The sequence below is a fragment of the Gemmatimonadales bacterium genome (assembly GCA_019637315.1).
Lineage (GTDB): Bacteria > Gemmatimonadota > Gemmatimonadetes > Gemmatimonadales > GWC2-71-9 > SHZU01.
On record JAHBVU010000003.1, the window covers coordinates 40,785 to 60,787 of the forward strand.

13 protein-coding genes are annotated in these 20,003 nt (G+C 65.1%); 6 read left to right on the top strand and 7 right to left on the bottom strand.

Annotated elements, in window-relative coordinates:
- Nucleotides 1-45 precede the first annotated feature (45 nt).
- The gene (gene acnA / locus KF785_03795; protein ID MBX3145866.1) at nucleotides 46-2,820 is read left to right on the top strand and encodes an aconitate hydratase AcnA; all 2,775 of its coding nucleotides are present in this window, start codon (nucleotides 46-48) and stop codon (nucleotides 2,818-2,820) included.
- Between the two features lie 91 nt (nucleotides 2,821-2,911).
- Here the strand turns inward: acnA and KF785_03800 are convergent, their stop codons facing one another.
- From KF785_03800 to KF785_03815, 4 genes are all read right to left on the bottom strand, one after another.
- Nucleotides 2,912-3,802, bottom strand: coding sequence for a sigma-70 family RNA polymerase sigma factor (locus KF785_03800; GenBank protein ID MBX3145867.1), 891 nt, complete (start codon nucleotides 3,800-3,802; stop codon nucleotides 2,912-2,914).
- 309 nt (nucleotides 3,803-4,111) lie between these two features.
- Complete coding sequence (locus KF785_03805) at nucleotides 4,112-5,542, bottom strand: NAD(P)(+) transhydrogenase (Re/Si-specific) subunit beta (GenBank protein MBX3145868.1); 1,431 nt, start codon at nucleotides 5,540-5,542, stop codon at nucleotides 4,112-4,114.
- Complete coding sequence (locus KF785_03810; protein ID MBX3145869.1) at nucleotides 5,539-5,838, bottom strand: NAD(P) transhydrogenase subunit alpha; 300 nt, start codon at nucleotides 5,836-5,838, stop codon at nucleotides 5,539-5,541. Before KF785_03810 ends, KF785_03805 begins: the two co-directional genes overlap by 4 nt.
- A 29-nt stretch (nucleotides 5,839-5,867) precedes the next feature.
- Nucleotides 5,868-6,974, bottom strand: a complete 1,107-nt coding sequence (locus KF785_03815) for a Re/Si-specific NAD(P)(+) transhydrogenase subunit alpha (protein MBX3145870.1) — start codon at nucleotides 6,972-6,974, stop codon at nucleotides 5,868-5,870.
- A 165-nt stretch (nucleotides 6,975-7,139) separates the two neighbouring features.
- Here KF785_03815 and KF785_03820 point away from each other — a divergent pair, with 165 nt between their 5' ends.
- Nucleotides 7,140-8,066 (top strand): homoserine kinase, encoded by a 927-nt coding sequence (locus KF785_03820; GenBank protein MBX3145871.1) that lies wholly within the window; start codon nucleotides 7,140-7,142, stop codon nucleotides 8,064-8,066.
- On the top strand, nucleotides 8,063-9,310 hold the full coding sequence (locus KF785_03825; protein MBX3145872.1) for a threonine synthase: 1,248 nt from the start codon (nucleotides 8,063-8,065) through the stop codon (nucleotides 9,308-9,310). The genes KF785_03820 and KF785_03825 overlap by 4 nt, the downstream gene beginning before the upstream one ends.
- Nucleotides 9,311-9,314: 4 nt before the next feature.
- Here KF785_03825 and KF785_03830 read toward each other — a convergent pair whose 3' ends face one another.
- The 3 genes from KF785_03830 to KF785_03840 all read right to left on the bottom strand — a co-directional run bounded on the left by KF785_03830 (nucleotide 9,315) and on the right by KF785_03840 (nucleotide 14,072).
- The gene (locus KF785_03830; GenBank protein MBX3145873.1) at nucleotides 9,315-11,519 is read right to left on the bottom strand and encodes a bifunctional alpha,alpha-trehalose-phosphate synthase (UDP-forming)/trehalose-phosphatase; all 2,205 of its coding nucleotides are present in this window, start codon (nucleotides 11,517-11,519) and stop codon (nucleotides 9,315-9,317) included.
- The gene (locus KF785_03835) at nucleotides 11,506-13,296 is read right to left on the bottom strand and encodes a glycoside hydrolase family 15 protein (GenBank protein ID MBX3145874.1); all 1,791 of its coding nucleotides are present in this window, start codon (nucleotides 13,294-13,296) and stop codon (nucleotides 11,506-11,508) included. Before KF785_03835 ends, KF785_03830 begins: the two co-directional genes overlap by 14 nt.
- 200 nt (nucleotides 13,297-13,496) lie before the next feature.
- Nucleotides 13,497-14,072: a redoxin domain-containing protein gene (locus KF785_03840; GenBank protein ID MBX3145875.1), complete on the bottom strand. Its 576-nt coding sequence runs from the start codon at nucleotides 14,070-14,072 to the stop codon at nucleotides 13,497-13,499.
- Between the two features lie 495 nt (nucleotides 14,073-14,567).
- Between KF785_03840 and ettA the strand changes: the two genes are divergently transcribed.
- The 3 genes from ettA to KF785_03855 all read left to right on the top strand — a co-directional run bounded on the left by ettA (nucleotide 14,568) and on the right by KF785_03855 (nucleotide 19,993).
- On the top strand, nucleotides 14,568-16,247 hold the full coding sequence (ettA, locus tag KF785_03845; protein MBX3145876.1) for an energy-dependent translational throttle protein EttA: 1,680 nt from the start codon (nucleotides 14,568-14,570) through the stop codon (nucleotides 16,245-16,247).
- 79 nt (nucleotides 16,248-16,326) lie between these two features.
- Nucleotides 16,327-18,489 carry an alpha-glucan family phosphorylase gene (gene glgP / locus KF785_03850; protein ID MBX3145877.1) on the top strand — a complete coding sequence of 721 codons (2,163 nt, stop codon included), beginning with the start codon at nucleotides 16,327-16,329 and terminating at the stop codon, nucleotides 18,487-18,489.
- A 22-nt stretch (nucleotides 18,490-18,511) separates the two neighbouring features.
- A complete protein-coding gene (locus KF785_03855; protein ID MBX3145878.1) occupies nucleotides 18,512-19,993 on the top strand; it encodes a glycogen synthase in 1,482 nt (493 codons plus the stop codon).
- Nucleotides 19,994-20,003 lie beyond the last annotated feature (10 nt).

Here is a 20,003-nt window from a genome sequence, read left to right on the forward strand (position 1 = left end):
CTCACTGGCATTTAAATATCCGACGAAATATGACGGGTTTCAACGATGACCGCTCCTCTCCCCAATCCTTTTGGCACCCGCTCCACGCTCGATCTCGGCAATGGTCGTCATGCGACGATCTTCCGGCTGGGCGAGCTGGCACGTCAGGGACTGATCGACCTCGACCGAATTCCCTTCTCGATCCGGATTCTCGTTGAGAATGCCTTGCGACATGCGGGCCGGGGCATCGTCACGGAGGACCACGTCCTTCAGATCGGGAAATGGACCGGCCAGCCTGCTCCGGGCAAAGAGATTCCGTTCATGCCCGCCCGCGTCGTTCTCCAGGATTTTACGGGCGTTCCCTGCGTCGTCGACCTGGCCGCAATGCGCGATGCAATGGCCGCGATGGGCGGCGACCCGAACCGGATCAACCCGGTGGTGCCCTGTGACCTGGTGATTGACCACTCAGTTCAGGTCGACCACTACGGCACGGCGCTGGCCTTCCGCCAGAACGTGGCCCTGGAATTTGAACGCAACAAAGAGCGCTATCAACTCCTCAAGTTCGCCCAGCATGCTTTTGAAAACTTCCGGGTCGTCCCTCCCGGCACCGGGATCGTCCACCAGGTCAACCTCGAATACCTCGCCCCGCTGGTCCAGGTGCGCGAGCAGTATGGCTCGCTCACGGCCTATCCGGACAGCCTGGTCGGCACCGATTCCCACACGACGATGATCAACGGGCTGGGCGTGATGGGGTGGGGCGTCGGCGGTATCGAGGCCGAGGCGGTGATGCTGGGCCAGCCGTACTTCATGCTGATTCCCGAGGTGGTCGGGATGAAGCTCGTCGGCGAGCTCCCGATCGGCACGACCGCGACGGACCTGGTCCTCCACGTCACCAACATCCTGCGCAGCCAGGGCGTCGTCGACAAGTTCGTCGAATTCTACGGGCCTGGCCTTTCGAGCCTGGGTCTCGCCGACCGTGCGACCATTGCCAACATGGCGCCCGAGTACGGGGCCACGATGGGCTTCTTCCCGGTGGACGACGAGACGATCGAGTATCTCCGCCGCACCGGTCGGCCGGCCGATGTCGTAACCGCGTCGGAACGGTACTGCAAGGAGAACGGTTTCTTCCGCACCGACGCAACGCCAGATCCGATCTTCACGTCGAGCCTGACCCTCGACCTGTCGACGATCGTCCCGAGCCTGGCCGGCCCGCGCCGTCCTCAGGATCTCGTCAGGCTGACCGATGTCCGCCGCAATTTTGCAGTCAACCTGCCTGGCCTGATGCCGGCGGCCGTGACACCTGATCGTAAAGAAGCCGCAACCAGCAACTCTGCCCGCTGGGAGGGCGAAGGTGGCGCCCTGGCGACCCTCGACGCGCCGCCCGAGGTCGACTGCGAGCTCGACGGCCACAGCTTCAAGCTCCGCGACGGCTCCATCGTCATCGCCGCCATCACGAGCTGCACCAATACCTCGAATCCCTCGGTCATGGTCGGGGCCGGCCTGCTCGCGAAGAAGGCCGTCGAGCGCGGTCTGACCACCAAGCCATGGGTCAAGAGCAGCATGGCCCCGGGCTCACGGGTGGTAACCGACTACCTCGATAACGCCGGCCTGACGCCTTTCCTCGATCAGCTCGGCTTCAATACCGTCGGCTACGGCTGCACCACCTGTATCGGCAACAGCGGCCCGCTGCCGAGCACCATCGAAGACACCATCGCCAAGCACAATCTCGTCTGTGCGGCGGTCCTGTCTGGCAACCGGAATTTCGAGGCCCGGATCCACCCGCTGGTGCGCGCCAATTACCTCGCCTCACCCGTGCTGGTCGTGGCCTATGCACTGGTGGGCCGAGTCGATCTCGATCTGGCCTCAGAACCGCTGGGAACGGACCGGAACGGTCAGCCGGTGTACCTGGCCGACATCTGGCCCAGCAGCGAGGAGATCCAGCGCGTCATGTCGGAAGCGCTCAACCCCGCGATCTTCGAGAAGAGCTATGGTTCTGTCTTCGAGGGCGATGTCGAGTGGCAGAACCTCGAAGCCCCGGGCGGAAGTCGGTTCGAATGGGACACCGAGTCGACCTACGTGCAGAACCCGCCGTTCTTCCAAAGCCTGGCCGCCGCGCCCGGAGCCTATCGGGACGTTACCGGCGCCCGGGTGCTCGCCGCCCTCGGCGATTCGGTCACGACCGACCACATCTCGCCGGCCGGCTCGATCCCGAAGAACGGCCCCGCCGCCCGTTTCCTGCTCGACCGCGGCGTCGACCCCAAAGACTGGAACACCTTCGGCGCCCGACGCGGCAATCACGAAGTCATGATGCGCGGCACCTTCGGCAACGTGCGCATCAAGAATGCGCTCGTACCGGGTCGCGAAGGCAACTGGACGGTCGACTTCAGTACTGGTGAGGTGATGTCGATCTACGACGCGGCAATGGGCTACATCGAGCGCGGCACGCCGCTGATCGTGCTGGCGGGGAAAGAGTACGGCACGGGATCCAGCCGCGACTGGGCGGCCAAGGGCACCACCCTGCTGGGCGTCAAAGCCGTGATTGCCGAAAGCTACGAGCGGATTCACCGCAGCAACCTGGTCGGCATGGGCGTGCTTCCCTTGGCCTATGTTCCCGGCCAGAACCGGGAGGCGCTGGGCCTCACTGGACGCGAAACGTTCGACATCACAGGCATTGCCAACGGTCTGATTCCCGGCGGACGGGTGCAGGTCACCGCCACCGCTGAGGACGGGTCCAGCAAGACCTTCGAGGCCGTGGTGCGCCTCAACTCGAATGTCGAGCTCGACTACTACCGTCACGGCGGCATCCTGCCGCGGGTGCTCCGGATGTTCCTGGCGAAATAGGGCTGCTCGTCGGCAGGGCAACAAAGAGACGCGGGGGAGGCATCGGCCACCCCCGCGTTCTTACTTCAGTCGAACCGTACTGCAGGTCGAATCAGGCGACGAGATCCTTGAGACGATCGCCCGTTTCCCCTTCACGCAGGCGCTGGAGCGCCCGGTCCCGGAGCTGACGGATCCGCTCGCGGGTGACACCCATCATCCGACCGATCTCTTCGAGGGTCCGACTGTTGCCGTCCTCGAGCCCGAAATAGAGCCGGAGCACTTTGGCATCGCGCGGCGGCAGCGTAGCAAGCGCCGCTTCGATGTCGTTGGTCTGGCTGTTGGCCAGGGTCGAGCTGTCCGTGCCCTCCTGATCGGTGGCGGCAAATCGCTCCATCCGCTCGTTGCCATCGCCATCCCGAGTGGGATGATCGAGGCGAACGGCCTCGGAGTTGAGCGCGCTCAAGCTCCGCACCGCCTCCGGCGTCAAACCGGTGGCCCGGGCCAGCTCCTCGGTCGTCGGCATCCGCCCCATCCGCTCCTTGAGAAGCGTCGTGGTTCGACCGAGACGCGAGAGGTCTGCCGTCCGGTTGAGCGGTACCCGGACCGGCCGACCGTGGCGGGCGATTGCCGCCTGGACGGCCTGACGAATCCACCACACCGCATACGAGATGAACTTGACGCCCCGATCCGGATCAAACTTCCGGGCCGCAGTCATGAGCCCCAGGTTGCCCTCGCCGATCAGGTCGACCAGCGGCACCCCGCGGTTCTGGAACTTCTTGGCTACCGAAACCACGAACCGGACGTTATGACGAGCCAGCTTCTCCTGTGCGGCGATATTGCCCCGAAACGCTTTGCGAGCGAGGTCCATTTCCTCGTCTCGACTGAGCAGCGGTACTCGGGAAATTTCATCCAGGTACAGGTCGAGGCTCTCACGGCCCTCGTCCACCGCACGGGCGATCTGGGCCGGCCTTGCCGCCCTGCGCTTCGCACGAGGAAGAGTCACTTGTCCTCCACTCATTGAATGTCACGCCGACCCGTTGAAACCCCGAATGGTTCCCCGTCGTCGGCACGCCAATATACAATCTAACCTCAAAAAAATCAACAACTTAGCATCAAAAACCGCACTGAAGGTCCTAAACCAGCCTGGGATAATGGGTTGCAACACCCACATCCCAACCTCCGTCACCAGCCACAAGCCCCCGCAGCGGCGAACGGAGTAGCTCGGACCACCCCGTTTCCAGGGTATCGGCTACATCGGGGAGACGTTCAGGGCCCGGCCAACCCGCACCGAACGTCTCCCGATGAACCAAACTCAGACGGTCTTGAGTTCTGCAGCGAGCTTCTGGAGCGAGGATTTCGCGTCACCAAACAGCATCGCTGTCTTGGAATCGAAGAACAGTTCGTTCTCGATCCCGGCAAAACCGGTTCCGGCGCCGCGCTTGAGGACGATAACCGACCGCGCCTGATCGGCGTTGAGGATCGGCATGCCGTAGATCGGACTGGAAGGGTCACTCCGGGCAGCCGGGTTCACGACGTCGTTGGCGCCGATCACGAGGCAGACATCGGTCCGGGCAAACTCTCCGTTGATGTCCTCCATGTCGTAGAGCTTGTCGTAGGCAATGTTGGCCTCAGCCATCAGCACGTTGAGGTGCCCTGGCATCCGGCCAGCGACAGGATGAATGGCATACTTGACCTCTCCCCCCCGCTTTTCGATCAACTCGGCCACCTCGCGGATCAGGTGCTGGGCCTGCGCCACGGCCAAACCATACCCCGGCACCACTATGACCTGCTTGGCGTAAGCCAGCTGGATTGCCGCGTCCTCGACACTCACCTGCCGCATGGTCAGTCCTTCGGCCGACTTCTTGGCTGCGGCCCCACCGCCCCCAAAGGCACCGAAGATGACGTTGGCAAAGGACCGGTTCATGGCCTTGCACATCAGGATCGACAGCAGGAATCCGGAGGCCCCGTCCAACGCGCCGACGATGATGAGCAGGTTGTTCCCCAGCGCAAAGCCCATGGCCGACGCCGCTAGCCCGGCATAGGCATTCAACAGCGAGATCACGACAGGCATGTCGGCCCCGCCGATCGGAAGCACCATCAGGATGCCGAGCACTGCTGCAATCCCAAGCATCAGGAGGAAGAGGTGCGGCTGCCCGGGCACGATCAGCTGATAGATCAGCAAGCCCACGGTCAATGCGAACAGGGACAGATTGATGAAGTTCTGTCCCGGATAGGTGATCGGCTTCCCGGTGATGATTTCCTGGAGCTTGCCGAAGGCCATAAAGCTGCCGGTGACCGTCAACGCGCCGAGAATGACCTCGAAGCTCAGCGCCACCATCACGGGACCCGACGGCCGCGTGTCCAGCGCCAGGTACTCGGTCAAACCGACGATGGTAGCCGCGATGGCGCCGAACATGTGCGAGATGGCGACAAACTGCGGCATCGCCGTCATCGGGATGTTGATGCCCAGCGGGAGCCCGATGATGACGCCGACCAGCGATCCGGCAATCAGCCCGGCCACGATGAAGTCGAACCGAACGATGTCGTGGTGCAGCAGGGTTCCGACGACCGCCAACAACATGGCGATCGACGCCTGGTGCATACCCCGGCGCGCCGTGGTCGGACTGCTCAGCCCTCGAAGGCCCAGGATGAACAGGACGGATGAGGTCAGGTAGAAGGCCTGAATCAGACCTTCGCGAACCGCTGGAGCCAAATATCCGGCCTCTGCAGCGGCCCCGCTCACGATTTCCGATCCGGGCTCTTGAACATCTTGAGCATCCGATCAGTGATCAGGAAGCCGCCGACCACGTTGATGGATGCGCAGGCAACGGCAATGGCACCCAGAACATTGCTCAGCATGCCGCGATCCATGCCGGCCACCACGATCGATCCGACCAGCGAAATCCCTGTCATGGCGTTGGCCGCCGACATGAGCGGAGTGTGCAGCAGTGAGGGCACCCTGGAGACGACCTGGTATCCCACGAATCCGGCGAGCACGAACACATACACCTGCATGATGACCGTGAGGTCGACGTTCATTGCGGTCTCCGGTGATTGGACGGAACTCCTTACGCCACGCCGAACCGCACCGCGCCAGCGTGGGTCACGCACATCGGTCCCAGAATCGGATCGTCGAGGCTGAGGCGGAACTGCCCCTCCGCCACGGCGTGCTCGAGGAGCGACTGAAAGTTCTTGCTGAGCATGAAGCTGGCATGGTAGGGCAGCCCGCTCGCCAGATTGAGCGGACCAAGAACCGTGACGCCGTGGACGACCCGTTCCTCGCCGGCGACGGTCGCTTCACAGTTACCGCCGGTTTCCGCCGCCACGTCGACGACGACCGACCCGGGGCGCATCGTCGCCAGCATCGCGGTGGTCAACAGCACCGGGGCGCGCTTGCCGGGAATGGCGGCCGTCGTCACGATCAGGTCGATGTCGGGCACGTGACCGCCGATGGCCGCGAGCACCCGAGCCTGCTGATCGTCCGACAGCTCTCGGGCGTAGCCCCCGGATCCCTCGGCCGAGGCGCCGGCTTCGACGAAGCGTGCCCCGAGGCTCTCAACCTGCTCTTTGACGGCGGGTCGCACGTCGAACGCCGTGACGACTGCACCGAGACGACGGGCCGTCGCAATGGCCTGCAGTCCGGCAACACCGGCCCCGATAACGAAGACCTTGCCCGGCGTAATCGTACCTGCGGCCGTCGTCAGCATCGGCAAAAACCGGCCGAGGTGCATGGTCCCGGCCAGCACAGCCCGGTACCCGGCCACGGTGGCCTGAGAGGACAGGACGTCCATCGATTGTGCTTTGGTGGTCCGCGGCACCAGTTCCAGGGCCAGGGCCGTGACACCGGCAGACGCCAGAGCCGCAAGGAGGGCGGCCTGCTGGTGCGGCTGCATCAGGCAGATCAGCACACCATCGCGCCGAATCAGCCCAACCTGCTCGGCGGTGGGCGGCTGCACCTTGAGGACGAGATCGGCATCACGCAGCCCGTCAGCGGCCGAGGCAACCACGACCGCTCCGGCGCTGCGATACTGCTCGTCGTCAAGGGCGGCAGCGGCGCCGGCGCCACGCTCGATCGTGATCGCGTGCCCCTGCTGGACCAGACGTGCCACGGTCTGAGGCACCAGTGCTACGCGGCGCTCACGCGGTTCGGTTTCCCGCAAGACTGCAATCCGCATCGGCCCTCACTGTGATGGGAGTACCGCCGGGCTACGAACGACTGAACTCGTCATGAATCGCGTCGCTCGGAGCGGGCCGAATCTACCCACCCGATCGAAGCGGCGACAAGTGGACTTTCCCGAGTTGGGCCACTAAGCTCCGGCCCACTGATATTTCGACGGTTCATGGCGACAGTTCGTGTCTACGTTCCGGGGTCGATCGGTAACGTCGGTCCCGGTCTCGATATTCTTGGCCTCGCGGTCCGCGGCGCGGGCGACACGGTTCATGCCGAACGGCTGGCCGCACGCCGGATCGAGGTTCGCAACCCGGGCCATCCCGACCTCCCGACCGACCCCGAGCGCCACGCCACCGCCCTGGCCGCCTCGGCCGCCCTTCGGCTTGGCGGACGACGCGGTCGCATCGGGCTTGCCCTCTCGCTGACGAAGGGTCTACCGCTGTCCGGCGGGCAGGGCGGCAGCGCGGCCTCAGCCGTCGCAGGCGCGGTGGCGGCCAACGCGCTGATGGGAAACCCGCTTGGTACGGAAGAGGTGCTTGCCGCGGCCCTCGAAGCCGAAGCGACCGTGGCCGGGCGTCACCTCGACAATATTGCACCATCGCTGGTCGGCGGCCTGGTGCTGATCCGCTCACTCGACCCGATCGATATCTGCCAGCTCCCGGTACCAGCCGGGATCCGGATCGTGCTGGCCAAGCCCAGCTACGAAATGTCGACCAAGCGAGGGCGTACCGCTCTGCCCAAGTCCCTGCCGCGCGCGACCGCGATGCATCAGGCGGCGCAGGTCGCGGCGATGGTCGCCGGCGCGTGCCGCAACGACCTCGCGCTCTTTGGCCGCGCCATCGATGACCGGATTGCCGAGCCCGCCCGAGCGCCGTTACTCCCCGGGTTCAGCGAAGCCAAAGCCGCCGCACTGCGCGCCGGCGCGGTCGGCTGTTCCATTTCGGGCAGCGGGCCCACGCTGTTTGCCATTGCCGCCGACGACGCAACGGCAGAGCGGGTTGGCCGCGCCGTGACCCGCGCCTACCGACGTGCCGGGTTCGACACCTCTCTCCGCGTGACCGCGCCCGATCGACGAGGCGCAAGGATCCTCCGATGACATCGTGGCTCCGCTGCGATAGCTGTGCAACAACATTCACCCTCGACGAACCGGTCACGCGTTGTCGTGCCTGCCGCGGCCTGCTGACCCTGGCTTCCGATGACCATCCGGCCGACTTGGCTCGTCGGATGACCGATCGGGGCAGCTGCGGCACGGGTCTGGCGCGCTCAGGCGTCTGGCGCTTCCGTGATCTGATTCTGCCCGAGGCCCGCGACGGGGATATCGTCTCCTTCCCCGAAGGCAATACGCCGCAGATCTCGCGACCCGCAGTGAGCGACTGGGCCGGTGCGGCGCGGCTCGCCCTCAAGCTCGAAGGCATGAACCCGACCGGCTCCTTCAAGGACCGAGGCATGACCGTGGCCGTCTCTCAGGCCAAGCGACTCGGCATGCGGGCCGTGGCCTGCGCTTCGACCGGCAACACGTCCGCTTCTCTCGCTGCGTATGCCGCCCAGGCGGGCATCGCCGGCATCGTGCTGATTCCCGCGGGCAAGACCGCCCTGGGCAAACTGGCCCAGAGCGTGGCGTACGGTGCCACCATTCTGGCCGTACGGGGCGATTTCGACGCCTGCCTTTCCCTGGTCGATCAGGCCAGTGATCGGCTCGGCGTGTACCTGGCCAACAGCATCAATCCCCTGCGTCTGGCCGGGCAACGGACCATCGTCTTCGAGCTGCTGGAGGATCGCGGCTGGCGGGCCCCGGACTGGATCGTGCTGCCTGCCGGCAACCTGGGCAATACGGCAGCCTTCGGTGCCGCGCTGGTCCAGGCGAAAGCCGCGGGGTTGATCGACCGGATGCCGCGGATCGCTTCGATCCAAGCCGAGGGAGCCGCACCATTTGCGCGGAGCTATCGGGAAGGTTTTGCCAACCGGTACCAGGTCGAGGCGGAGACGGTTGCCACGGCCATTCGGATCGGCAACCCGGCGTCCCATGATCGTGCCATCGAGGCGATCCGCGCCACCAACGGCGTCGTGACCACCGTGAGCGATGCGGAGATCCTGGCTGCCAAGCAGGTGATCGACCGGGCCGGGGTCGGCTGCGAACCGGCCAGTGCCGCATCGGTGGCAGGAGTACGTCGCTTGGTGGGCGAAGGAGTCATCGAACGCAGCGATGATGTCGTGGCCATTCTGACCGGCCATCTCCTCAAGGACCCGGAAATCCTGCTGCAGAAGGGGCAGGCGGTGACCCACGAAATCGACCCGACCCTCGACGCGGTCGAGCGAGCCCTGGCACAGGCAAGCCGCTGACCCGCTAGCTGGCGGAGCCCCAGCTCACGATTTCCGCCAGCACCCGCCTGAAGGCGGGGACGTCGGCAATCCCGATTCCTGCGTGAGAGGGCCCTGCCCCAACCCGAATCGTGATCGCCTCCGGCGGCAACACCCGGAACAGCTCCTCGTCGGTGGAGTCGTCGCCGGCAGCGAGGATCCCGGTTCCCATACTGCGCTCCGACAGCACGGCGCGGGCAATCAGCCCCTTGTTGATGCCTTGCGCCCGGACTTCGACGATCCGATTGCCGACCAGCACGTCGGCGCCGGTGCGCTGCAGCACCTGGGCCAGATGCAGCACCAACTCGTTGGCGGCCTTTTCCGAGCCCGGGTCAGCGCTGCGCCAATGCCAGCAGAGGCCGAACTCCTTGGTTTCGGTAAAGGCGCCAGGCGTGACCCGGCTGAAATCTTCGAATACGCTCCGGACTCGCTCCATCCAGCCGAGTTTGACACTGGCCCGAATCCAGTCCTTCGCACCGAGCGGCCGGCTCGCCGCACCGTGTTCGGCGTGGAGATTGACGGGCAGGTGGCCAAGCCACCGTTCGAGAAACCCGGCGGATCGCCCGCTGACGATATGCACTGAATGGCGGCGGTCGCGGGAAAGCCGGGCCAGCAGATCGAGGAGTTCCTCGTCGGGCAGCGCCAACTCCGGGCGTTCGGCCAGCGGTGTCAGAGTGCCGTCATAGTCGAGGAGCAGCAGCCGTCGTCGGGCCGTGCGCAGTCGGTCGAGCGACAACCGCAGTGCGCCGCTGCCCATGCGGACCGGGCGCCGAATGCTGGCGCGCCACTCGCTCTGCAACGCATTGAGAAATGTGGTCGACCACCAGCTGCTGCCATAGCGACCCACCCGGTGGCGCAGCGACGCCATCCTGGTGCGCCGATCGGCCTCGGCCATGGTCAGCGCCTCTGCCATCCGACCGGCCAGCTGATCGATGTCGTAGGGATTGACCAGCACGGCCTCCGGCAGATCGGCAGCGGCGCCGGCAAACTCGCTCAGCAGCAGGACGCCATCCCCGTCGACGCGAGAGGCAACGAACTCCTTGGCCACCAGGTTCATACCGTCGCGGATCGGGGTCACCACCATCACATCGGTGGCCCGATAGAGGGCAACCAGGCTATGGCGGTCGACCGCGCGGAACATGTAGTGAATCGGAGTCCACCGCGGGGTCGAGAACCGACCATTGATCCGACCGACGAGACCATCGACCTCCTGTCGAAGCTCCTGGTAGGCAGGCACCGTTTCACGGCTCGGCACCGACAGGTTGATCAGCCGCACGCGCTCGTGCAGCTCTGGGTGGGTCGCGAGCAGCCGTTCGAAGCCCAGCAAGCGCCTCCGCACCCCCTTAGTGTAGTCCAGCCGATCGACCGCCACCATCAGCTTGCCGGAATCATCGCCCCGGATCTCGGCAATCAGGCCGTCGGTCGCCGGATCGCGGGCCACCGTTTCGAATGCCGCAGCCTCGATCCCTACCGGGAAGACACCGAGCCGGACGGTCCGGTCTCCCAGGGTGACGCGGTCGATGTCAGTCGGCAGACCGAGCAGTTCTATCAGCGCCGTCGAGAAATACCGAAGATACGATGCGGTGTGGAAGCCGATCAGACTGGCGCCCAGCAAGCCACGCAGCAGCTCGGTCCGATGCGGCAGGGTCCGGAAGACATCAGCCGTCGGAAACGGCACGTGCAGAAAGAACCCGATTGGCGCATCGGGGATCGCTGCCCGGATCATGCCGGGCACCAGAAACAGGTGGAAGTCGTGGACCCAGATCAGGTCGCCCGGCGTGTAGTTCGCGATGACCGCATCGGCATAACGTTGATTGACGTCGCGATAGACACCCCAATCGTCGGTGTCGAGCGGCGTCTTTCCGGTAATGCTGTGGAGAATGGGCCAGATGAAACTGTTGGAGAATCCGCCGTAGAAGCGCTCTGACTCATCCCGGGACAGCGGAATCGACACCAGACGCGAGGCGCGCAGCGTTTCCACCACGTGGTCCCAGCCGGCCTGGTCGAGCTGGTCGGAGGTAATACCGGGCCACCCGACCCAGACCCCCCCGCGCTGCTCGTGGACTTCCCCCAACGCGGTTGCCAAGCCGCCCGAGCTCGCCGCGAATGTGATGCCGCCCTCGCCAATCGACGCCGTCATCGGCAGCCGGTTGGCCACCATGATGACCCGTTTGGCGTCAGACCCAGGCACGAACGCGACCATCCCTTGCTTCGAGTAACTCGCCGATCGTCATGGCGGCGTGAATCAGGCCGACGTGCGTATAGGCCTGCGGGAAGTTGCCGAGCAGCGCTCCGGAATCAGGGTCGATGTCTTCCGAGAAGAGGCCGACCGGATTGGCAAAGGAGAGCAGCCGCTCGAAGACCTCCACGGCTTCCTCCAGGCGCCCGACCAGGGCCAGCGCCTCGGCGTACCAGAACGAGCAGATCGTGAAGGTGCTCGATGGCAAACCGAAGTCATCCGGATTGCGATACCGGTACACCAGACCTTTTCGAGTCAGCATACGGCCCGTCGCATCGACGGTGGACACAAACCGCGGGTCCCGAGCGTCGATGATGCCCAGCGTCGGCAGCAGCAGATTGGAGGCATCCGGGTACTGTCCGTCCAGCCCCTGCGTAAAGTAGCCCAACTCCGGGTTGTAGCCCCGCTCGAGTACGATGGCCCGCTCCCGCTCGGCAATGGCCTCCCACCTCCGGGCAACGGCATCGTAGCCCATCCGCGCCGCCAGCAGCGCACCCCGATGGATGGCAACCCAGCACATCGCTCGCGAGAAGGTGTGGTGCTTGAGCGAGGTGCGAAACTCCCAGATTCCGGTGTCCGCGACGGGCGCGAGGCGAATCGCGTCTTCGACCATGCGCTCGACGAGCGGGAAAAATCCTTTGGGGTCACTATGGCCGATGCGCGGATCCGAGAGCAAAGTTTCCATACACAGGACGACTTCGCCCATCAGATCGTGCTGCGCCTGAAGACTGGCCGCGTTGCCAATCCGAACGTGCCCGTTACCGCGGTACCCCGACCAGTGATCGAGATACTCTTCGGGCAGGTGGCGTTCCCCGCCGATGCCATAGAGCGGCTGCAGCGGCCCGTTCTCGACGACGTCACGCAAAAAGACCAGCAACCGCTCGCCCTCGTCCAGGTACGCCAGGCGGCGCAGCGCCTCCGCCACGAAGGCGGCGTCGCGAATCCAGCAGAAGCGGTAGTCCCAGGTCCGCTCCGTCCCCATTTCTTCGGGAATACTCGTGGTTGCGGCAGCGATGATGGCGCCAGTGTCGTGATAGGCGTGCAGCTTGAGGCAGAGGGCCGATCGGAGCACCGCCTCTCCGGCAAAGGTCGGCAGGCCGCAGGTCTTGGCCCAGCGCTGCCAGCCGGCAATCGTCACGTCGAGCTGAAACTGCACATCGGCCCAGACCGGGCGAACCATCCGCCGGCCGTACCGGATGGCCACGAAGACCGGTCGGGTCAGGGCGAACTCCTGCCGACCCGTCAGATACGGCAGCGGCAGGTTAGCAGCGACATCGAGGGTGCCACCGCTCCACTCGAGCAAGGTGCCGCGATCTTCGGGAATCCAGCGCACCGCGGCGCGGCCGTAGTCCGGCCGGGGATCGAGTTCGATCGACAGGCGAGGCGTTCCGGCCAGCGGGCGGATCACGCGGACAATCTCGACCGGGCAGTCGAGCGCCAAGCCGTTGGGAAGCCGCGGGGCGAAATCGATGATTTCCCAGGCCGCCTCGCCATCGCGAAACTCGCCTCGTACCACATTGGTGTTGCGGATATAGCTGAGATGACCATGCACGCTACGCCCGCGCGACAGGACCTTGAAGGTACCGCCTCGTTCGGCGTCGAGCAGCGCACCAAAAACGGAGGGCGAATCGAAGCGCGGCAAGCAGAGCCAGTCGATGGCACTGTCGGGACCAACCAGGCCAAGCACCTGACCGTTGCCGTAGGCAGCGTAAGGAAGATGACGGGTCATGGTCAGGATCGCTCCGGAATGAGAGACAGCGTGAGCGGGCCTACCATTCGCTCACAGATCATTCCGGCCAGACGAACGAACGCAGGCACCTCCATCACGCGGGACCCTGGCAATGTACCGGACGCCGGGATCACGGGCAACCCGAGGTCGGCGCTTCGCTTGATACGCATGCGAGGCGGCCCGACCTCGGGCGGGGGCGCTCAGCGCCCCCGCGCGGTTTTGACCGCCGCCGCCAACTCCGTGTATGCGGTCGGGTCCGTTTCGCGGAACGGCGAAATGACGCTCGCAATCACACCGTTGGGGTCGATCACGTAGAGGGTACGATGCGAGTACATCATTTCTCCGCGCGTGAGCAGCACCCCGTAGGCGCGACTCACGGCGCCGCCGACGTCGCTGAGAAACGAGATGGGGTACTGACGCTCCTGTGCCCAGCTTGCGAGCATGGTATCGGGATCGACACTGACGGCAAAGACCCGAACCCCGTTGCCCCCGTTGAAGAGCGTGGCATACTGCTCCCGGTACGCTTCCATCTGTGCCGTGCACCCCCGGGTCCGCGCCCGCGGAAAGAACGCCAGCACGACCGTTTGCCCCTTGAGCGCCGACAGACGCACCGGCTCGGCCAGGACGCCCGCCTGGTTCGCACCACCGAGGGTGAAGTCCGGCGCGGGAGCTCCGACGGCCAGGGGAGTCGCCCCCGGCGCGGCCTGCTGTCCCGCCAAGCCGTTCGTCATCGCCAACAGACCGATCAGAACCGTCACCGCCGTTTTTGCCACCATGTTCGCTCTCCCGAGCTCGGGTCCCCTGACCATCTGGCTGCCGTCACCCGCCAGATCTTACCATACCGACTACTACTGACATATAAACTAGCCATCGGGCCCTTCTGCCACACCGGTCGGGCCGATCGAGGTCTGTCCACCCGAGGACAGGACGAAATTACTCCACTGCCATGAGGACCCCTCACGGGAGGGAAAGAGACCCGAGACCCCACGTGCGGGAAGGGTACCCGATTCCCCAGCCCCCATGAACGGCCAGGAAACGCCACCACGGTACTCAGCAGTTAACCTGGTCCCGGTGTGGAACGTCGAGCCCCACCCTCGAGCCACGCCCGGGGCGCTCACCGGCGTGGGCCAGCATACCTTCGACCAGCGCCAGGCCAGGATTGCTCATACCGACCGGTTCTCGACCTTGGGATCACGGAAGGATAACGGCTTCCCGGTCGGCACCTGCCGGCCTACCCAGGACACCCCGCCCGGCCCTATGTTCCCGGGCTTATGGCTAAACATCAATACATCTTCACGATGCAGAATCTCCGGAAGGTCGTGCCGCCGAGCCGAGAGATTCTCAAAGGCATCTACCTCTCGTTTTACCCGGGCGCCAAGATCGGCGTGCTGGGATCGAATGGCGCGGGCAAGTCGAGTCTGCTCAAGATCATGGCCGGCGTCGACCAGGATTTCCTGGGCGACGCTCGGCCGGCCGATGGCATTCGAATCGGCTATCTGCCGCAAGAGCCCTCGCTCGACCCGAGCCTGGATGTGCGCGGCAACGTCGAACGCGCCGTCGCCCCGATCCGAGGCCTGCTGACGCAGTTCGAAGAAATCAGCATGAAGTTCGCCGAGCCGATGAGCGATGAGGAGATGAACGCGCTGCTCGAGAAGCAGGGCGACCTCCAGACCACCATCGACGCGCTGGGCGCGTGGGAGCTCGATCGCAAACTCGACATTGCCATGGATGCGCTCCGGCTGCCCCCAGGGGACGCCGAGGTGACCAATCTTTCCGGTGGCGAGAAGCGCCGAGTTGCGCTGTGTCGGGTGCTGCTCGAGCAACCTGACATGCTCCTGCTCGACGAGCCGACCAACCATCTCGACGCCGAGTCGGTGGCGTGGCTGGAGCGCCATCTGGCGGAGTTTCCGGGCACCGTGGTGGCGATTACCCATGACCGCTACTTCCTCGACAACGTAGCCGGATGGATCCTCGAGCTCGATCGCGGCGCCGGGATTCCCTGGGAGGGCAACTACTCGAGCTGGCTCAACCAGAAGAAGAAGCGGCTCGAGCAGGAAGAGAAAGCGGCATCAGCTCGGCAGCGCACACTCGAGCGCGAACTCGAGTGGATCAACCTGTCGCCCAAGGCTCGCCAGGCCAAAGGCAAGGCACGCATCAACGCCTATGAGTCGCTGCTCGCGGAAGGTCAGCAGGAACAGGAGGGCAGCGCGGAGATTCTGATCCCGGTTCCGCCGCGCCTGGGCGACGAGGTCGTCGTCGCCAAAGACCTCCGAAAGGGCTTCGGCGATCGGCTCCTGTTCGAGAACCTCAACTTTGCATTGCCCCGCGGCGGAATCGTCGGCATCATCGGACCCAACGGCGCCGGCAAGACGACGCTGTTCCGGATGATCATGGGCGCGGAGCAGCCGGACGGAGGCGAGCTGGTCGTCGGCAGCACGGTGCAGCCGTCATATGTCGATCAATCGCGCGAGGCACTGGACCCGGACAAGACGGTGTACGAGGAGATCTCGGGAGGACAGGACATCCTGGACTTCGGCAAGCGCCAGGTCAATGCGCGCGCCTACTGCGCCGGCTTCAACTTCAAGGGCGCCGACCAGCAGAAAAAGGTCGGCGTCCTGTCCGGCGGAGAGCGAAACCGGCTTCATCTGGCCAAACTGCTCAAGAGCGGGGGCAACCTGCTGCTGCTCGACGAACCCACCAACGACCTCGACGTCGACACACTGCGTGCGCTCGAGGATGCTCTGCTCCGCTTCGCAGGTTGCGCCGTCGTGATCAGCCACGATCGCTGGTTTCTGGACCGGGTCGCGACCCACATTCTGGCCTTCGAAGGCGAGAGTGAAGTCGTCTGGTACGAAGGCAACTATCAGGACTACGCCGCGGACTACAAGCGGCGTAAAGGGGTTGCCGTCGACCAGCCGCACCGGATCCGTTACAAGAAGCTGGTGCACTAGCAGAGCAGCCGTACCCATCCCGGCCTCGCGGCACGGCCTTCGCAGAACGCGGGGTCCGGGATCGACACGACGAGGACGCATGTCGCTGTTACGACAAAAGATTACTGCCCTCCCGCCGCGACTGGAGGGTCTTGCCGCCCTGGCGACCAACCTGTCGTGGAGCTGGAACCGCGACGCGCGGGAGCTCTTGCGTGCCATCGACCCGCCACTCTGGCGGGAGACGCGTTATAACCCGATTGCCATGCTGCGGGAGGTCTCGCCGACCCGACTGCAGGCGCTGGCTCGGGACAACGAGTTCCTGGTTCGGTACGATCGGGTCATGGGCTGGCTTGCCAACGACCAGACTCGCGAGCGAACCTGGTTCAATCGGAAGTACCCTGGTCTGGGCGACCGGCCAGTTGCCTACTTCTGTGCGGAATTCGGGTTGCACAGCTCGGTCCCGATCTACAGCGGCGGCTTGGGTATCCTGGCAGGCGATCACTGCAAGACGGCCAGCGACCTCGGGGTTCCGTTCGTCGGCGTCGGCCTTTCGTACATGAAGGGCTACTTCGACCAGCGGCTCCGGGCCGACGGGTGGCAGGAGGACAGCGACGAGCACGTCGACCCGAATACCACCCCGCTGCTGCCGGTACGGGGCCCGAGTGGCGAACCCCACCTGGCGGTCGTCGATACCTTCGGACGGCCAGTCCACATCCAGGTCTGGACCATGAAGGTGGGGCGGGTTCCACTCTACCTGCTCGACACCAACCTCGAAGAGAACCACCCGGAAGATCGCACCTTGCTCAGCAAGCTGTACGCCGGGGGGCCGGACCTCCGGCTGCGACAAGAGTGGCTGCTCGGTGTCGGCGGCGTTCGGGTACTTCGGGCGGTGGGCATCGATCCTGGTGCCTGGCATGCCAACGAAGGGCATGCGGCGTTCATGATGCTCGAGCGGGTTCGCGAGCTGTGCGTGGCTGGCACATCGTTCGACGAGGCAGTTCGCCAGGTACGCGCAGCGTCGGTGTTCACGACGCACACGCCCGTGCCAGCCGGCCACGATGCCTTCGATCTCGACCACCTGGCCGAATGCACCGGCCCGATCTGGGAGGAGATGGGGGTCGACCGAGAGACGCTGTTTGGCCTGGGCATTCATGACCCGGTCCGCGAGCCGCGATTCCAGATGACGGTGCTGGCGATCCGGGCCGCATCGCATATCAACGGGGTCTCGAAGCGTCACGGGCAGGTCACCCGGGACATCTGGCATTCGCTCTGGCCCGGCCGGCCCCAGGATGACGTTCCGATCGGTGCCATTACCAACGGGGTCCATCTCGCCACCTGGATGGCCAATCCTGTCATGGCACTGCTCGATCGCGAGTTGGGCCAGGACTGGGGCCTGCGCCTCGACGACCCCTCGCTTTGGGAGCAGATTCGTTACCTCAACCCCGCGGCACTCTGGGCCACCCACCAGGAGCTCAAAGGGATCATGATGGGTTCGATTCGCGAGGACGCCCGGAGACGCTTTGCCGGGCACTGGGAAGCCGCGAATCAGGTGGTTGCCGCGGGCACGCTGATGCACCCGTTTGCTCTCACCATCGGCTTTGCGCGACGGTTCGCCACGTACAAGCGTGCTGCGCTGATCTTCAAGGACCCCGAACGCCTGCACCGCCTGCTGTGCGACAAACGCCGGCCGGTGCAGATCATCTTTGCCGGGAAGGCTCACCCGGCAGACAATCCGGGCAAGCAGGTGCTGCAGCAGGTCTACGAGACGACCCACGACAAGTTCTACGAGGGACGAGTGGCCTTCCTCGAGGACTACGACATGAATCTGGCGGGCACCCTGGTGCAGGGTGTCGACGTCTGGCTCAACCTTCCGCGAGTGCCGCTGGAGGCCTGCGGCACGAGCGGCATGAAGGCAGCCTTCAACGGTGTTCCCCAGTTGGGCACGATCGACGGTTGGTGGGAGGAGGGATACGACGGCACCAACGGCTGGGCCATTCCCTACCCGCCGGACGACGATCCTGAGATTGCCGACGCTTCCGACGCCGAGCATTTCTATCGGCTGCTGGAGGAGGAGCTGATCCCCCTCTACTACGAGCGCGATGCCTCGGGCGTTCCCTATGCCTGGGTCGACAAGATGCGCAATGCGCTCCGGGTCGCCATGGCCCAGTTCAGCGCGCGTCGGATGGTGCAGGACTACAGCGACCGCTACTACGTTCGCGCCATGCGCGCCGACGACGCGGCCGACGACCCGCCGACCGGCTGATCCGATGCTCGATCGCCGCCGGGTGTCCCACCGACGTTTCTCCGCTTCCGCTCTGCAGCATTCGAGCGGCGAGCCGGTCACGGTGGTACACGTTGCGGCAGAATACTATCCCTTCGCGCGGTCGGGAGGGCTGGCGGAAGCGGTTGCGAACCTGGCCAAATGGCAATCGCGGAGCGGCGTCCGCTCCCTCGCGATTCTCCCGCTCTACCGGAGCGCGAAGGACAAGGCGGGCCCCCTCGTCCAAGTCGGCGCACCGATCGACGTCGCCATCGGCCCGCGGCGCGAGACGGTCCGACTGCTGACCCAAGCCACGCCCGAACCAGGGGCAACGATCTATTTCATCGAGTACGATCCCTATTTCGATCGGCCACAGCTCTATGGCGATCGGACCGGAGACTACTCCGACAACGCGCAGCGGTTCTCGCTCTTTGCGCGCGCGAGCGTGCTCGCACTGCCGCGAATTACCTCTGGACCGATCCTGCTGCACGCCCACGATTGGCACGCGGCGCTGGCCCTGGCCTACCTGCGTGTCTACCACGCCGACGACGGCGAGCTCGGTCGCGCAAGCACCGTGTTGTCGGTTCACAACGCCGGCTACCAGGGCCACTATCCCGCGTCGACGATGGCCGAGATCGGCTTGCCCTGGGAGCTGTTCAACTGGCGGCAGGTCGAGTGGTACGGCAAGGTCAACCTGCTCAAGGCCGGGCTAGTCTTTGCCGACGCGGTCGTGACGGTCAGCCCCAACCACGCCGCCGAACTGAGGACCGCGGCGGGCGGCTTCGGCCTGCAGGAAGTTTTTGCCTCGCTCGGCAAGCGTTTCAGTGGCATTCTCAACGGCATCGACCCCGAGGAATGGGACCCGAGCCGAGACCCCCAGATCGCCGCGCCGTTCTCGGCCGAGGACCTGTCAGGCAAGGCGGCCTGCAAGCGCGCGTTGCAGGAGCGCTTCCGTCTGGCGCGTGAGCCCCGCGTCCCGATCATTGGCATGGCCGCGCGTCTGGTCACGCAGAAGGGACTCGAACTGGTCGTCGCCAGCTTTGACCTCTTCCAGGTGGAAGCACAGTTCGTCTTCATCGGCGCCGGCGAGGCGCGCTTCGAATCGGCGCTCAAGCGTATTGCCGGCATGATGCCGGATCGGGTGGCCGTCGACACCAACTTCACCGACGAGCTCGAGCATCAGGTCATGGCTGGCGCAGACTTCCTGCTGATGCCCTGCCAATACGAGCCATGCGGTTTGACCCAGATGCGGGCGCAGCGGTACGGCGTAGCGCCGATCGTCCGACGGGTGGGCGGTCTGGTCGACACCGTGGAGGACGGCGTGACCGGCTTCGTCTTCGATCCGTACGAGGCCCCGTCGCTGGTCGGTGCCACCCTGCGCGGCATCGACACCTATCACAATCCCGCCGAGTGGCGCCGGCTGATGACGTTCGCCATGGCGACGGACTTCAGCTGGGAGCGCTCGGTCGGCGAGTATCTCGACGTGTATCAGACGGTGATCCGATGACGGCAGCGCC

What these genes read in the sequence shown, in the direction of transcription:
- KF785_03810 (MBX3145869.1), bottom strand. Translation starts at nt 5,838, where the DNA reads ATGAACGTCGACCTCACGGTCATCATGCAGGTGTATGTGTTCGTGCTC.
- acnA (MBX3145866.1), top strand. Translation starts at nt 46, where the DNA reads ATGACCGCTCCTCTCCCCAATCCTTTTGGCACCCGCTCCACGCTCGAT.
- ettA (MBX3145876.1), top strand. Translation starts at nt 14,568, where the DNA reads ATGGCTAAACATCAATACATCTTCACGATGCAGAATCTCCGGAAGGTC.
- glgP (MBX3145877.1), top strand. Translation starts at nt 16,327, where the DNA reads ATGTCGCTGTTACGACAAAAGATTACTGCCCTCCCGCCGCGACTGGAG.
- KF785_03840 (MBX3145875.1), bottom strand. Translation starts at nt 14,072, where the DNA reads ATGGTGGCAAAAACGGCGGTGACGGTTCTGATCGGTCTGTTGGCGATG.
- KF785_03815 (MBX3145870.1), bottom strand. Translation starts at nt 6,974, where the DNA reads ATGCGGATTGCAGTCTTGCGGGAAACCGAACCGCGTGAGCGCCGCGTA.
- KF785_03820 (MBX3145871.1), top strand. Translation starts at nt 7,140, where the DNA reads ATGGCGACAGTTCGTGTCTACGTTCCGGGGTCGATCGGTAACGTCGGT.
- KF785_03835 (MBX3145874.1), bottom strand. Translation starts at nt 13,296, where the DNA reads ATGACCCGTCATCTTCCTTACGCTGCCTACGGCAACGGTCAGGTGCTT.
- KF785_03825 (MBX3145872.1), top strand. Translation starts at nt 8,063, where the DNA reads ATGACATCGTGGCTCCGCTGCGATAGCTGTGCAACAACATTCACCCTC.